This window comes from Streptomyces sp. NPDC005533 (genome assembly GCF_042871845.1).
GTDB lineage: Bacteria > Actinomycetota > Actinomycetes > Streptomycetales > Streptomycetaceae > Streptomyces.
On the sequence record NZ_JBIAJH010000014.1, the window covers coordinates 109,932 to 124,927 of the forward strand.

General features: G+C 71.8%; 13 protein-coding genes and 1 tRNA gene. 9 read left to right on the top strand and 5 right to left on the bottom strand.

Going from position 1 to position 14,996, the window contains the following annotated elements; all coding sequences use genetic code 11:
• Position 1 precedes the first annotated feature (1 nt).
• Positions 2–1,015 carry an SMI1/KNR4 family protein gene (locus ACFYP3_RS16820; protein ID WP_388832431.1) on the bottom strand — a complete coding sequence of 338 codons (1,014 nt, stop codon included), beginning with the start codon at positions 1,013–1,015 and terminating at the stop codon, positions 2–4.
• A 230-nt stretch (positions 1,016–1,245) separates the two neighbouring features.
• Here ACFYP3_RS16820 and ACFYP3_RS16825 point away from each other — a divergent pair, with 230 nt between their 5' ends.
• Both ACFYP3_RS16825 and ACFYP3_RS16830 read left to right on the top strand, forming a co-directional pair.
• Entirely contained in the window at positions 1,246–1,824 is a 579-nt protein-coding gene (locus ACFYP3_RS16825) for a YwqJ-related putative deaminase (protein ID WP_388832434.1), read from the top strand.
• Positions 1,825–1,826: 2 nt separating this feature from the next.
• A complete protein-coding gene (locus ACFYP3_RS16830; protein WP_388832437.1) occupies positions 1,827–2,336 on the top strand; it encodes an SUKH-3 domain-containing protein in 510 nt (169 codons plus the stop codon).
• A gap of 701 nt (positions 2,337–3,037) precedes the next feature.
• On the opposite strand, the gene ACFYP3_RS16835 is transcribed toward ACFYP3_RS16830, so the two are convergent.
• Entirely contained in the window at positions 3,038–4,402 is a 1,365-nt protein-coding gene (locus tag ACFYP3_RS16835; protein WP_388832440.1) for a sensor histidine kinase, read from the bottom strand.
• 159 nt (positions 4,403–4,561) lie between these two features.
• On the opposite strand from ACFYP3_RS16835, the gene ACFYP3_RS16840 reads away from it, so the two are divergent.
• The 5 genes from ACFYP3_RS16840 (at position 4,562) to pth (ending at position 8,752) form a co-directional block, all read left to right on the top strand.
• Positions 4,562–4,633: transfer RNA gene (locus ACFYP3_RS16840), tRNA-Gln, on the top strand.
• A 109-nt stretch (positions 4,634–4,742) separates the two neighbouring features.
• Entirely contained in the window at positions 4,743–6,188 is a 1,446-nt protein-coding gene (gene glmU / locus ACFYP3_RS16845) for a bifunctional UDP-N-acetylglucosamine diphosphorylase/glucosamine-1-phosphate N-acetyltransferase GlmU (RefSeq protein ID WP_388832443.1), read from the top strand.
• A 133-nt stretch (positions 6,189–6,321) separates the two neighbouring features.
• Entirely contained in the window at positions 6,322–7,299 is a 978-nt protein-coding gene (locus ACFYP3_RS16850; protein ID WP_030723354.1) for a ribose-phosphate diphosphokinase, read from the top strand.
• Positions 7,300–7,480: 181 nt separating this feature from the next.
• Positions 7,481–8,062 (top strand): 50S ribosomal protein L25/general stress protein Ctc, encoded by a 582-nt coding sequence (locus ACFYP3_RS16855; RefSeq protein WP_388832446.1) that lies wholly within the window; start codon positions 7,481–7,483, stop codon positions 8,060–8,062.
• A 99-nt stretch (positions 8,063–8,161) separates the two neighbouring features.
• A complete protein-coding gene (gene pth, locus ACFYP3_RS16860; RefSeq protein WP_388832449.1) occupies positions 8,162–8,752 on the top strand; it encodes an aminoacyl-tRNA hydrolase in 591 nt (196 codons plus the stop codon).
• A 64-nt stretch (positions 8,753–8,816) separates the two neighbouring features.
• Here pth and ppc read toward each other — a convergent pair whose 3' ends face one another.
• Positions 8,817–11,579, bottom strand: a complete 2,763-nt coding sequence (ppc, locus tag ACFYP3_RS16865; RefSeq protein WP_388832452.1) for a phosphoenolpyruvate carboxylase — start codon at positions 11,577–11,579, stop codon at positions 8,817–8,819.
• A 349-nt stretch (positions 11,580–11,928) separates the two neighbouring features.
• Here ppc and ACFYP3_RS16870 point away from each other — a divergent pair, with 349 nt between their 5' ends.
• Positions 11,929–12,909 carry an acyl-CoA desaturase gene (locus ACFYP3_RS16870; protein ID WP_388832454.1) on the top strand — a complete coding sequence of 327 codons (981 nt, stop codon included), beginning with the start codon at positions 11,929–11,931 and terminating at the stop codon, positions 12,907–12,909.
• Positions 12,909–13,580 (top strand): TetR family transcriptional regulator, encoded by a 672-nt coding sequence (locus tag ACFYP3_RS16875; RefSeq protein WP_388832648.1) that lies wholly within the window; start codon positions 12,909–12,911, stop codon positions 13,578–13,580. Before ACFYP3_RS16870 ends, ACFYP3_RS16875 begins: the two co-directional genes overlap by 1 nt.
• Before the next feature lie 75 nt (positions 13,581–13,655).
• Here ACFYP3_RS16875 and ACFYP3_RS16880 read toward each other — a convergent pair whose 3' ends face one another.
• Positions 13,656–14,048, bottom strand: coding sequence for a VOC family protein (locus ACFYP3_RS16880; protein WP_388832457.1), 393 nt, complete (start codon positions 14,046–14,048; stop codon positions 13,656–13,658).
• Positions 14,049–14,050: 2 nt separating this feature from the next.
• Entirely contained in the window at positions 14,051–14,908 is an 858-nt protein-coding gene (locus ACFYP3_RS16885; RefSeq protein ID WP_388832460.1) for a trans-aconitate 2-methyltransferase, read from the bottom strand.
• Between the last annotated feature and the right edge of the window lie 88 nt (positions 14,909–14,996).

Genomic DNA, 14,996 nt, shown 5'->3' on the forward strand with positions numbered 1-14,996 from the left:
GTCACCCCTCATCCGAACCGGGCCGCACCGACGGAACCGGTCCCGCCACGGGAACCGAGCGTGCGAATCCGCCGTCCACCATCAGACCGGCCACCGTCTCCAGCTCCGGCGGGTTGCCCGCCAGCCGCTCCAGAAAGGCGTCGAAATCAGCACCGCACGGCAGCAACAGCCGCTCCACGCGCTCCTGTACCGACCAGCCGTCCTGGTCGCGCGCATCGTCGTACGGGGAGAACCACATCGAGCCGATGGCCCCGCCCTTCACCTTCAGGGCGAGCAGCCCGCCCTGCGCGAAAGCCACGCACAGGTAGTCCTTCGTCAGGTGGTCCCGCAGGCACTTGTTGACGTACACCAGGTCGTTGACCGCCGCCTCCTCACGCACCGTGAAGAACGGCTGGTCCACCAGCAGACCCAGCTCCACGTCCAGGCCGGCGCCCATCGGCGCGCAGCCGCCCGCGGCCTTCAGGAACGAGCGGTAGGCCTCCGGCAGCCGGTAGCCGAGGTCCTCCTCGACCCCCTGGACCTGCTCCTCGGACACCGAGACCACCGACTTCGGCAGCCCCAGGTGCACCGGGCGCAGCTCCTGCAACGGCCGCGTCCCGCGCTTCTCGTGGTCCACCGGAGCGGTCGCCAGCCCCGCGTGGTGCCGCAGCAGGGCCTTCACCTCGACCGGGACCAGCTCCATGCGCCGCGAACCCGCCACGTGGTGCCAGGTCCAGCCGTGCGGGGTCGCCACCGGCCCGACCGTGTCCCACAACTCGTGCCCGGCGGCCTTCATCGCGGCGTTCGCGGAGACGTAGTCCGTCAGCCGCAACTCGTCGACGCCGAACCCCTCCGGGGGCTCGGCGATCTCCACGGCCGCACGCGCGTACGCGGAGAAGTCCGGATGCCCGTTGCCGTCCATCCGCACCCCGTGGGGATGCCGAGCGGCCCGGACCGGGTCCGGGAAATGCACGACCTGCCCCGAGTAAGCGGCGTTGGGTGGCGCGGCCTGCTGCCCGAGCCGACCTGTCGTCATGGCGGTAGCCCCCTGCTGGATCTGGCTGGTTCACCACAGCCTATGCGCTGGGGCAAGAGCCTCACCCGCGCGCGACCGGCGCACCCACCGCGGGGCCAGGAACATCCGAATTGATACGAATATTCGACCCCGCTTCCGCATGACAGGTGACATTTGACAGGCTGTCCCCGCAGCACGGGGGCGTGCGCGACAGCGGTCACCACCGCCGCCACGGGAGGGAAAGCGCGACCATGCACCACACGGCAACACGTACAGAACCGGGCGACACCGCCCCGGAAGCACCGGGCACGCCGGCAGCCGCGGCCCCGGCCGGCGAGGCGATCGGCCCCGCCGGCGACCCCCGCCTGCGCTGGAGCAGCACCGACGGCCGCCCCGTCGCACCCGTCCTGCGCTTCCGCCGCGACGGCATCCTCCCCACCGTCGCCGCCGCCCTCTCCGTACGCGGCGAGACCCTCACCGGCACCGCGGGCAAGGCCGACCAGCCCCCCGTGCTCCACCCCCTCGTCCAGGACTTCCTCGACACCCTCACGAGCGGCCAGCGCGAACGTTTCACCGGCCGGTGCCCCGAGGCGATACTGCTCTCCCGCCACCTCGCCGCGGTCGAGGCGGCCCGCTCCCGGCGCGCCTCCCGCAAACCGCTCTCCGCGAGCGAGGCCCGCCGCTCCCTCAAGCACTCCAAGATCACAGCACGCCGCATCCGCGAGGACGGCGACCCGCTCCACGGCAGCTACGCACCGCCCTGCCGCTCCTGCGACGCCCTCCTCGCCCACTTCGGCGTACGCCCCGTCGACCTCACCCCAGCCGAGTAGCCATGACCCCCACCTCCGCCTCCTACGACCGCTCCTCGGCCACCCGCTTCCCGGTCGCCGTGGACTCCGCCCTGCGCACGGCCGGCTGGGAACCCGGCCGCTGGGACATCAAGCAGGCCGAGTACTGGGCCGACGCGCTCCGGGACCACACCACGCCCGCCGGGCACCGGCACACCGTCTTCCCCGCCGCCGTCGAGGCCTGGGCCGAGTTCGGCGGCCTCACCGTCAGCGCGCCCGGACCCGGCCGCCAGATCGCCCCCACCCCGGTCCGGCTCGACCCGCTCACGGGCCTCCACCTCGCGCGCACCTTCGCCGACCTCGGCCGGGCGCTGTCCACCCAGCTCTGCCCCCTCGGCGTCGAGGCCGACGGCGGGTCCCACCTGGCCCTCGACCGCGAGGGCCGCGTCTACGGCATCGACCACACCGGCGACTGGTACCTCGGCTCCACCCTCGACGAAGCCCTCACCCTCCTCCTGACCGGCCTCCAACCCACCCGCCTCACCACGGCCTGACGCAGGGCCGTGCGGCGGATCCGGGGGGGGCGTGGCTCAAAGCCCGGGGCTCCGCCCCGCACCCCGCGCCTCAAACGCCGGCGAGGCTGAATTAGCGCGGCGAAGCCCAGAGCCGTGCGGCTCCAAGATCGGGGCTCCGCCCCGCACCCCGCGCCTCAAACGCCGGCGAGGCTGAATTGGCGCGGCGAAGCCCAGAGCCGTGCGGCTCCAAGATCGGGGCTCCGCCCCGCGCCCCGCGCCTCAAACGCCGGCGGGGCTGAGTTTGTGCGGCGGAGGCCGGAGTCGTGCGGCTCAAAGATCGGGGCTCCGCCCCGGACCCCGCGCCTCAAACGCCGGCGGGGCTGAATTTGCGCGGCGTAACTGAAAGGGTGCGGCCAGGCTGAATGGGTGCGGCGTAGCCGAAGGGGTTGCGGCCGGGCTGGGTGGTGCGTCGGCACTGGGTAGCAGGCGGGTCGGTTGGGGTGGGGGTGTGTGTCGGGGTGATCCCCGCAGGGCGTCGAACGCACTGCCGCCGAGCTGTCCGGCCCCTCGTCACGTTCGGCGCCCGAGGAGACGCCCCGGCGCGCGCCCCCCCCCACACCAACCGACCCCCACGCCGACCCCGCCCAAGCGGCGCAGCCAAAGCGCGCCCGCCCCCCACCCAACCGACCCGCACCCCCCGACCCCGCAAGCGCGGCTCAGCCAACCGCCAAGGCCAGCGCCTAGCGAACCGGCAGGACCGCCGACACCCTGAACCCACCCGCCTCGGTCGGCCCGGACACGAAGACCCCGCCCAGCCCGAGCACTCGCTCCCGCATCCCGAGCAGCCCGTTCCCACCGCTCGGCAGGGCGACCCCGGCCGCCTTCCCCTCGCACGGCCCGTTCTCCACCTGCATCGCCACCTCCCCGTCCCGATGGGCGAGCCGCACCACGACCCGCGCCCCCGGGGCGTGTTTGTGGCAGTTGGTCAGGGCCTCCTGCACCACGCGGTACGCCGTCTGCTCGACCTCCGCCGCGTACCCCGCGCCCGTCCCCTCCCCCTGCACGAGCATCTCCACGACCATTCCGGCCGCCCGGGACTGCCCGACCAGCACCTCCAGCTCGTCGAGCGAGGGCCCGTCCTCGGCACCCCCGACGAGCGCGACCGCACCCACCGGCACGACGCCCACCGCGCCCCCGGCGCCCCCGGCGCCCACCGCGGCCACGCCCGGTCCACCGGGCCCGCCGGATCCACCGGGTCCGCCCCGGACCACACCCGCACCCGCCCCCTCCGCCGCGACCGGCTTGGCCGCGGCCCTGAGCACGCCGAGCATCTCCCGCAGTTCCGTCAGCGCCTGGCGCCCCATGTCCCCCACCAGTGCGGCGTTCTTCGCCGCCCGCGCCGGGTCCTTGACCGCCACCGCCTCCAGCGCGGCCGCGTGCACCACCATCAGCGACACCCGGTGCGCGACCACGTCGTGCATCTCGCGCGCGATGCGGGTCCGCTCCTCCGTGCGGGCCCACTCGGCCCGTTCCTCCGCCCGGTCCGCCAGCAGCGACAGCTCCCGCTCCAGCGAGTCCGCCCGTTCCTGCAGGCTTTCCATCAGCCGCCGCCGGGCGCCGATGTAGAGCCCGAGCAGCAGGGGCGGCACGGTCAGCGCCACCGCGACGAATCCCGAGAGCGCGACCACGAGCTTCGGATCGGCCTCGACGTCCCCGCGGGTCTGGAGGTACATCACGACGAAGGTCGCCACCAGCGACATCGAGGCCAGGGTGGCGATGATCCGCCGGGGCACCTCGGAGGAGGCGAGCGAGTACATGCCCACCACCGAGAGCAGGAACCCCATCGCGGCCGGCGTGACGGCGATGCCCACGAGCACCACGGCGATCGGCCAGCGTCGCCGCAGCACGAGCGTGGCCCCCACCACGAGCCCGAACGCGACCCCGACCGAGGTCGGCAGCCCCGTATCGCGGGCGAAGGCGAGGCCCTCCCACGCGCACTCCACGGCGGACACCCCGGCGAGCGTCACGTCCGTGACGGCGTCCCGTCGCCGCGCCCACCACAACGGCGGCCCAGCGCGGCCTTCCACTTCCCCCGTACTGGTCATGCCGTCCAGCGTACGGGCGGCCCGCGCGGGGGCCCCGGGAATTCCCCGCCTGCGAAACGGCGGACACGAGTACCGTCGCATTGGGGCCGGGTGGTACGGCATAGTAGGGACGGCAGCTTGATCGGATCGGGAAACTGTCCGATTCGGCCTGATTTACTATCCCCTGTGGTGTAATTGGCAGCACTGAGGCTTTTGGTGCCTTATGTTCGGGTTCGAGTCCTGACAGGGGAGCTGCGCAGCCCCTCGGGTCCTGACCATCGGTCGGGACCCGCCCTCGTTTCGGCTCCTTTACACCCCGGTATCCTTCACGGGTCCACCCCCGAAGCCGAAGGGCATCCCCGTGAGCGCCAACCGCCCGGCAGCCGTCGTCGTACTCGCAGCGGGTGAAGGCACCCGCATGAAGTCGGCCACTCCCAAGGTTCTGCACGAGATCTGCGGGCGCTCGCTCGTCGGTCACGTCGTCGCCGCCTCCCGTGAGCTGGACCCCGCCCACCTCGTCGTGGTCGTCGGGCACGCCCGGGAGCAGGTCACCGCGCACCTGGCCGGGATCGACGCCGGCGTCCGCACCGCCGTCCAGTACGAGCAGAACGGCACCGGGCACGCCGTCCGCATGGCCCTCGAGGAGCTCGGCGGCCCGGTCGACGGGACCGTGATCGTCGTCTGCGGCGACACCCCGCTGCTGACCGGCGAGACGCTGGCGCGGCTGGCGGCGACGCACGAGGCCGACGGCAACGCCGTCACCGTGCTCACCGCCGAGGTGCCGGACTCCACCGGCTACGGGCGGATCGTCCGGGACGCCGGCGGCGCCGTGACCGCCATCGTCGAACACAAGGACGCCACCGACGCCCAGCGGGCGATCCGTGAGATCAACTCCGGCGTCTTCGCCTTCGACGGCAGCCTGCTCGCCGACGCGCTCGGCAAGGTCCGGACCGACAACAGCCAGGGCGAGGAGTACCTCACCGACGTCCTCGGCATCCTGCGCGAGGCCGGGCACCGCGTCGGCGCGGCCGTCGGCAGCGACCACCGCCAGATCCTCGGGATCAACAACCGCGTCCAGCTCGCCGAGGCGCGCGCGCTGCTGAACGCGCGCCTGCTGGAGCAGGCCATGCTCGCGGGCGTGACGGTCGTCGACCCGGCGAGCACCTTCGTGGACGTGACGGTCACCTTCGGCCAGGACGCGCTCGTGCACCCCGGCACCCAGCTCCTGGGCGCCACGCACATCGCCGAGGGCGCCGAGGTCGGCCCGAACACCCGGCTGAAGGACACCACCGTGGGCGCGGGCGCCCGGGTGGACAACACGGTCGCGGAGAGCGCGGTCGTGGGCCCGCAGGCGTCCGTGGGGCCGTTCGCGTACCTGCGTCCGGGCACGAACCTCGGCGCGAAGGCCAAGGCCGGCACGTACGTCGAGATGAAGAACGCGACGATCGGCGAGGGCACCAAGGTGCCCCACCTGTCCTACGTGGGCGACGCGACGATCGGCGAGTACACGAACATCGGAGCGGCGAGCGTCTTCGTGAACTACGACGGTGAGCACAAGCACCACACGACCGTCGGCTCACACTGCAAGACGGGCTCGGACAACATGTTTGTGGCTCCCGTCACCATCGGGGACGGCGCCTACACGGCGGCCGGATCCGTGATCACCAAGGACGTGCCGCCCGGTGCGCTGGCCGTGGCCCGCGGCCAGCAGCGGAATATCGAGGGCTGGGTGGCCCGCAAGCGTCCGGGAAGCGCGGCCGCCACGGCGGCTCAGTCGGCGGGCTCGGAGGATTCCGAGCGCCACTGAGGTGAACTGACCGGAAACAGGTACGCCTGCGACGGCGTACCGTGATAGGTGCACGCAATTCGGCTGGCTCACCGTGTGCGGGACGGACGCACATGGGGGCGAGCAGCTTCAACACGTCTGAGGAGACAGTGCTGTGACCGGGATCAAGACGACCGGCGAGAAGAAGCTGATGCTCTTCTCCGGCCGCGCCCACCCCGAGCTGGCCGAGGAGGTCGCGCACCAGCTGGGAGTCGGCCTCGTGCCGACCAAGGCTTTCGACTTCGCGAACGGCGAGATCTACGTTCGCTTCCAGGAGTCGGCTCGCGGCGCGGACTGCTTCCTGATCCAGAGCCACACGGCTCCGATCAATAAGTGGATCATGGAACAGCTGATCATGATCGACGCGCTGAAGCGCGCGTCGGCGCGCTCCATCACCGTGATCATCCCCTCCTACGGGTACGCCCGCCAGGACAAGAAGCACAAGGGCCGCGAGCCGATCTCGGCCCGCCTGGTCGCGGACCTGCTGAAGACCTCGGGTGCGGACCGCATCCTCACGGTCGACCTGCACACGGACCAGATCCAGGGCTTCTTCGACGGCCCGGTGGACCACCTGTCGGCCCTGAACGTCCTCGCGGACTACGTGGGCGCCAAGGTGGACCGCACCAAGCTGACGATCGTCTCCCCGGACGCCGGCCGCGTGCGCGTCGCCGACCGCTGGTGCGACCGCCTGGACGCGCCGCTGGCCATCGTGCACAAGCGCCGCGACAAGGACGTCGCCAACCAGGTGACCGTCCACGAGGTCGTCGGTGAGGTCAAGGGCCGCGTCTGCGTCCTGGTCGACGACATGATCGACACCGGTGGCACCATCTGCGCCGCGGCCGACGCGCTGTTCGCGCACGGCGCCGAGGACGTCATCGTGACGGCCACGCACGGCATCCTGTCGGGCCCCGCGGCCGACCGCCTGAAGAACTCCAAGGTCAGCGAGTTCGTGTTCACGAACACCCTGCCGGACCCGTCCGACCTGGAGCTCGACAAGATCACGGTGCTGTCGATCGCCCCGATGATCGCGCGCGCGGTGCGCGAGGTCTTCGAGGACGGTTCGGTCACCAGCCTCTTCGAGGAGCAGCAGTAACCGCTCCGCGGTAGATCCTTTTTGGTACGGCCTCCCCTGCCGGGTACACTCCACGAGTTGCTCGGCGAGGGAGGCCGTACCTGTTTCCGGTACGGACGCTCCGTTATCGACGCGCTCTTCGTAGCAGGCCGTTCCGGCCGGGTGACTCTGTCCGTTTTCCGTCACCCCACGAGGAGTGAGCATGTCCGAGATCAAGCTTTCCGCGAAGGTCCGCACCGACTTCGGCAAGGGCGCTGCCCGCCAGGCCCGTCGTGACGCCCTGACCCCCGCGGTCATCTACGGCCACGGCACCGACCCGAAGCACGTCAACGTCGACGCCCACGCCCTGCAGCTGGCGCTCCGCACCCCGAACGTCCTGATCTCCCTGGACATCGACGGCGCCGCCGAGCTGGTCATCCCGAAGGCCGTGCAGAAGCACCCGCTGAAGCGTTCGGTCTCCCACGTCGACTTCCTGATCGTCAAGAAGGGCGAGAAGGTCACCGTCGACGTCGCGATCGTCACCGAGGGCGAGCTGGCCGCCGGCGGCAACATGCTGGAGACCCTCCAGAACACGATCTCCGTCGAGGCCGAGGCCACCCACATCCCGACCGAGGTCACCGTCTCCATCGCGGGCCTGGAGGCCGGCGCGACCATCCACGCGTCGGACCTGGTCCTCCCGAAGGGCACCACCCTGGCCGTCGACGGCGACATCGCCGTCCTGCAGGTCGTGGCCCCGCAGGCCGAGGAGCCGGCCGCCGAGGCCGCCGAGGGCACCGAGGCCTGAGCCTCGCCTTCTCCCCTCAGCAGTTGCTGACCGACCGCCGTCCGGCTCCACTGGAGCGGGACGGCGGTCGTCTTCGTTCAAGGCCTTAAGGAGCTTTTGATGTCGGACGACGCGGCACCCTGGCTGATCGTCGGCCTCGGCAACCCCGGACCGGAGTACGCGGGCAACCGCCACAACATCGGCTTCATGGTGGCCGACCTGCTGGCGGAGCGGATCGGCGGGAAGTTCAAGGCGCACAAGGCCCGGGCCCAGGTGGTCGAGGGCCGCATCGGCGCGCCGGGACCGGCGAACCGCCGGGTGGTGCTGGCGAAGCCGATGACGTACATGAACCTCTCCGGCGGGCCGGTGACGGCCCTGCGCGACTTCTACAAGGTGCCGCTGGACCGGATCGTCGCCGTCCACGACGAGCTGGACATCGACTACCCGACGCTGCGCCTGAAGCTGGGCGGCGGGGACAACGGCCACAACGGTCTGAAGTCGATGACGAAGTCGATGGGCCCGGACTACCACCGGGTCCGCTGCGGCATCGGCCGCCCGCCGGGCCGGATGCAGGTCGCGGACTTCGTGCTGAAGGACTTCTCGTCGACGGAGCGCAAGGAGCTGGACTGGTTCGTGGACCGGGCCGCCGACTCCGTGGAGTGCCTGATCCAGGAGGGCCTGGAGCGCGCGCAGTCCACGTACAACTCCTGACGGACGTGACGGAGCCCCCCGCACCGGCCGGTGCGGGGGGCTCCGTCACGTCCGGGTCCGGGGCTCAGCCGGTGTTGCGCAGGCCCGCGGCCACGCCGTTGACGGTGAGCAGCAGGGCGCGGGCGAGGAGCGGGTCGGCCTCCTCGCCGCGGGCGGCCGCCGCGCGCTGGCGGGCCAGCAGGGAGACCTGGAGGTAGGAGATCGGGTCCAGGTAGGCGTCGCGGACGGCGAAGGTCTGCTGGAGGACCGGGTTGGAGTCCAGGAGGCGGCTGCCGCCGGTGATGCGCAGGACCTCGCGGACGGTGAGCTCGTGCTCGGCCTCGATGCGGGCGAAGACGTGCTTGAGGTGGTCGGGCACGAGGGTGTCGACGTAGTGGCGGGCGATCCGCAGGTCGGTCTTGGCCAGCGTCATCTCGACGTTGGACAGGAAGTTGCGGAAGAAGTGCCAGCGCTCGCCCATCTCGGTGAGGGCGTCGCCCTGGCCGGCCTCGCGCAGGGCCTTCAGGCCGGAGCCGACCCCGTACCAGCCGGGGACGATCTGACGGGACTGGGTCCAGCCGAAGACCCACGGGATGGCGCGCAGGCCGTCGAGGCCGGCGCCCGAGTCGGGGCGGCGCGAGGGCCGCGAGCCGAGGTGGAGGTCGGCGAGCTGGTCGACGGGGGTCGCCGCGAAGAAGTACGCCGGCAGGTCCGGGTCCTCGACGAGCGCGCGGTACGCGGCGTGGGCGGCGTCGGAGACGGTGTCCATGGCCGCGTCCCAGCGGGCGAGGGCCTCGTCGGACTGGCGGGGCGCCGTGTGCAGGGCGGAGGCCTGCAGGGTGGCCGCGACGGTCAGTTCGAGGTTCTCGCGGGCCAACGACGGGACGAGGTACTTGTCGGAGATGACCTCGCCCTGCTCGGTGACCTTGATCTCGCCTTCGAGGGTGCCCCAGGGCTGGGCGAGGATCGCGTCGTGCGAGGGGCCGCCGCCGCGGCCGACGGTGCCGCCGCGGCCGTGGAAGAGGCGCAGGCGCACCCCGTAGCGGTGGGCGACGTCGCGCAGCCGCCGCTGGGCGCGGTGGATCTCCCACTGGCTGGTGGTGATGCCGCCGAACTTGCTGGAGTCGGAGTAACCGAGCATGACCTCCTGGACGTCGCCGCGCAGGGAGACGAGGCGCCGGTAGGAGGGGTCGGCGAGCATCTCGTCGAGGATGACGTCGGCGGCGCGCAGCTCGTCGGTGGTCTCCAGGAGCGGGACGATGCCGATCTTGGCCCAGCCGCCGTGCAGGTCGAGCAGGCCCGCCTCGCGGGCCAGTACCGCGGCGGCGAAGACGTCGTCGGCGCCCTGGCACATCGAGATGATGTACGACTCGATGACCTCGGGGCCGAACTTCTCGAAGGCGTCCTTGATGGCGAGGAAGACGCCGAGGGTCTTCTGCCCGGCGGCGTCGAGGGGCGCCGGGGCGGGGGCCAGCGGACGGCGCGAGCGCAGCTCCTTGGCGAGGAGCTTGCCGCGGTAGTCGCGGGGCATGTCGGCGTAGCGCCAGGACTCCTCGCCGAGGCGGTCGAAGAGCTGGCCGAGCGCGTGGTGGTGGGCGTCGGCGTGCTCGCGTACGTCCATGGTGGCGAGCTGGAGGCCGAAGGCGGCCAGGGTGCGAATGGTGCGGTCCATGCGGCCGTCGGCGAAGAGGGCGCCGCGGTGCTCGCGCAGGGAGGTCTGGATGAGGGTGAGGTCGGTGAGCAGCTCGGCGGTGCCGAGGTAGTCGCGGCCTTCCTCGTGCGGGGTGCCCTTGGCGAGGCGCTCGCGGGTGTTGAGGAGCTTCTGCCGGATGCAGGTGGCCTTGAGGCGGTACGGCTCCTCGGCGTTCAGCCGCTTGTAGCGCGGGCTGATCTCGGGGAGGCGTTCCAGGTCGGCCTGGAGGGAGGCGAGGAGTTCCTCGGTGGCCCCGGTGTAGCGGATGGAGTTGGAGAGCAGCCCGCGCAGGAAGTCGATGAGTTCCAGTGCGTCGGTGATGCCGTGCTCGTGCTGGAGGATCAGCACGTCGCGGGTGACGTCGGGGGTGACGTTGGGGTTGCCGTCGCGGTCGCCGCCGATCCAGGTGCCGAAGGTCAGCGGGCGGGTGCCGGCGGGCAGCTCGACGCCGACGCGCTGGAGCTCGGCGGCGAGGTCCTCCAGGACGTCGCCGACGGCGCCGGCGTGCAGCTCGTCGAGGTAGTAGATCGCGTTGCGGGCCTCGTCGGCGGGCTCGGGCCGGACCACGCGCAGCTCGTCGGTCTGCCAGACGAGGTCGATGTTCTCGGCGAGCCGCAGGTCGTGGCGGCGGCGGTCGCCGGCGCCGGTGACGGGCTCCTCCAGCAGGGCGGCGATGCGGCGCAGCTTGTTGAGGACGCTGCGGCGGGCCGCCTCGGTGGGGTGCGCGGTGAAGACCGGGCGGACGTTGAGGTTCTTGACCGTCTCGCGCAGGTGTTCGGGGTCGGCGTCCTTCAGCATGTCGGCGGTGCGGGCGAGGAGCCCGCCCTCGGCGGCACGGTGGGCGCGCAGCTCCTTGCCGCGGTGCACCTGCTCGGTGACGTTGGCGAGGTGGAAGTAGGTGGAGAAGGCGCGCACGAGCTTGGCGGCGGTCTCCAGGTCGGTGTCGCCGAGCAGCTCGGCGGCGGCCTCGCCGTCCGTGCGGGTGAGGGCGCGCACCTTTTCGACGAGGTCGAGGAGTTCCCGGCCCTCCTGGCGTACGAGGGTCTCCCCGAGGAGGTCGCCCAGGCGGCGGATGTCCGCGCGCAGCTCCGCGTTGGCGGTGGCGGCCGGGGTGACGGGGGCCTGGCCCTGGGGGGCCTGGTCAGCACTGCTCACAGGTGCGGCTCCTTGCAGTGTTCGAGCGCTACTGGGCGGTGGGCTGCCGGCCGCGCGCTCCGATGCCCCTGCGGACGGTGTCCGGGGGATCGTCGCTCCTGATGCGCAGCTCGGGCTGCCCGTGCGGACCGCGCTGTCCGACGGGACCAGGATAGGTGTCCGAGGCGTGTGCCCGGGCAGACGTCTCACCAGGCGGCGCGCGCCCTGTCGGCGTGCACGTCCGCACCCCGGCCGCGCTCCTCTTGCCACGGGACCCGGCTTTGCCATACTTACGATGCCGTAGGTTACGGGTCCGTAGGTCCCGTGGCCGGGGAGCCTTCCGACTTCTCTCACCCTCCAGGGGACACCCATGACCACCAGTCCCGATCTGATCGAGGGTGCTTCGGCCCCCTCCGAGACAACTGCGCCGTCCGCGACCCTCGGCGGCGAGAACAAGCGGTCCATCGAGCAGATCGCTCTGCTGCTGTTCATCACCGTTCCCTTCGTCGCCCTGCTGGCGGCGGTCCCGCTGGCGTGGGGCTGGGGGGTGAGCTGGCTGGACGTGGGCCTGATGGTCTTCATGTACTTCCTGGCCTGCCACGGGATCACCATCGGTTTCCACCGCTACTTCACGCACGGCTCCTTCAAGGCGAAGCGCCCGCTGCGGATCGCCCTGGCCGTGATGGGCTCCATGGCGGTGGAGGGGCCGCTGGTGCGCTGGGTGGCGGACCACCGCAAGCACCACAAGTACTCGGACCACGAGGGTGACCCGCATTCGCCGTGGCGGTTCGGCGAGACGCTGCCGGCGCTGATGAAGGGCCTGTGGTGGGCGCACATCGGCTGGCTCTTCGACGAGGAGCAGACCGACCAGCAGAAGTACGCCCCCGACCTGATCAAGGATCCGGCGATCCGGCGGATCTCGCGCGACTTCGTCTTCTGGACGGTGCTGTCGCTGGCGATCCCGCCGCTGGTGGGCGGTCTGGTGACGATGTCGTGGTGGGGTGCGTTCACGGCGTTCTTCTGGGGCTCGCTGGTGCGGGTCGCGCTGCTGCACCACGTGACGTGGTCGATCAACTCGATCTGCCACGCGGTGGGCAAGCGGCCGTTCAAGTCCCGGGACCGCAGCGGCAACGTGTGGTGGCTGGCGGTGCTCTCCTGCGGCGAGTCCTGGCACAACCTGCACCACGCCGATCCGACCTCGGCGCGCCACGGTGTGCTGCGCGGCCAGATCGACTCCAGTGCGCGGCTGATCCGCTGGTGCGAGCAGCTGGGCTGGGCCACGGACGTGCGCTGGCCGTCGGCGGCCCGCGTCGAAGCCCGGCGCAGGGAAAGCGACGCGAAAGCGGCATGATGGGGGGCGTGGCGATCGACGGCGGTAATTCCGGCAGTGACAAGCCCCGGCGCGGTCGCCGGGTGCGGATGACGGGCGCGGAGCGGCGCCAGCAACTGCTGGACATCGGCCGGACCCTGTTCGCCGAGAAGGGCTTCGAAGGCACCTCGGTGGAGGAGATCGCCGCGAAGGCCGGGGTGTCCAAGCCGGTGGTGTACGAGCACTTCGGCGGCAAGGAGGGGCTGTACGCCGTGGTCGTGGACCGGGAGATGCGCCAGCTGCTGGACGGGGTGACGGGGGCGTTGACGGCCGGGCATCCGCGGGAGCTGCTGGAACAGGCGGCGTTCGCGCTGCTGGACTACATCGAGTCGTACACGGACGGTTTCCGGATCCTGGTCCGGGACTCCCCCGTGGCGCAGTCGACCGGCACGTTCGCCTCGCTGATCAGTGACATCGCCACGCAGGTCGAGGACATCCTGGGTCTGGAGTTCAAGGCGCGGGGCTTCGATCCCAAGCTCGCGCCGCTGTACGCGCAGGCGCTGGTCGGGATGGTGGCGCTGACCGGGCAGTGGTGGCTGGACGTCCGCAAGCCGAAGAAGGCGGAGGTGGCCGCACACCTGGTCAACCTGGCCTGGCACGGGCTGGACGGGCTGGAGTCGAAGCCGCAGCTGGTGGGCCGCCGCAAGAGCTGAGCCCGCAGCCCGCACGACGGCGCCCCGCCACCGAGGACCGGTGGCGGGGCGCCGTCGTGCGGGCTGCGGGGCGGGTCAGCCGCACTCCTCCAGGGCCTGCTGCTCCAGGGTGTGCTCTTCGAGGAATTCGAGCCGGTTGCCGACGGGGTCCTCGGAGTAGAAGCGGCGGTGGCCGGGCAGGTCGTCGTCCCAGACGACCTTGGCACCCCGTTCCTCCAGTCTGATCGCGTACGCCTCGATCCCGGTCACCCGCAGTCCCGGGTGGGCCTTGCGGGCGGGCCGGAAGTCCTCCTCGATGCCGAGGTGCAGCTGGACCGGCCCGGCGGCGAACCAGCAGCCCCCGCGCGCGGCGAGGACGGGCGGTTTGGGGATCTCGGTCATGCCGAGGACGTCGGTGTAGAAGGCGCGGAGCCGGTCCTCCGAGTCCGGCGGCGCGGCGAGTTGGACGTGGTCGACGGCGGTGAGCACGGTCAGGCCTCCTTGCGGGCGACGGCGAAGATCCGGCGGAACGGGAAGACGGTGCCGCGGGGCCCGGCCGGGTAGGCCACGCGCAGCCGGTCGCGGTATTCGGCGAGGAAGGCGTCCACGGCTTCGCGGTCGTCGCCGAGGGCGGTGAGGACGGGCCGCAGGGCGGTGCCCTTGACCCAGTCGAGAACGGGGTCGGGGCCGTGGAGCAGTTGGTGGTAGGTGGTCTCCCAGACGTCGGCGGCGCAGCCGAGCGCGGTGAACCGGGCAAGGTATTCGGCGGGTTCGAGGAGGTGGATGTAGCGGGCGCCGTGGCCGGCGAGCCGGCCCCGCCAGCGCGGGGTGTCGCACAGTTCGGCGAGCAGGGCGTGGCTGGGCGCGGTGAAGTTGCCGGGGATCTGGAAGGCGAAGGTGCCGCCGGGGCGCAGGCCGTTGATCCAGGCGCCGAAGGAGCCGGCGTGACCGGGGACCCACTGCAGGGCGGCGTTGGAGACGATCAGGTCGTAAGGCTCCTCGGGGAGCCAGCCGGCGAGGTCGCCGTGGCGGAAGTCGAGGCTGCCGCCGCCGGGGGTGGGGCCGGCGTGCTCCTCGGTGGCGCGGTCGAGCATCTCCGGGGAGAGGTCGAAGCCGGTGATGCGGGCGCCGGGCCAGCGGTCGGCGAGGAGCGCGGTGACATTGCCGGGGCCGCAGCCGAGGTCGGCGATGCGGGCGGGCCGGTTGGGGAGCTCGGGTATGCGGGTGAGGAGGTCCAGGAAGGGCCGGGTGCGATGGCCTGCGTGCCGGAGGTACTGCTGGGGATCCCAAGTGGGAGCGGAGGGCGCGGTGGACGTGGGGGTCCCCGAGTGCGCGGTATCGGAATACATGTTCGAGCCTCCCTGCTGGCGGGGCGGTCGGAAGCGGAATCTGTTCCGGCCCCCTCCATGCCCCATGCTCACGCGATTTATATCTCGA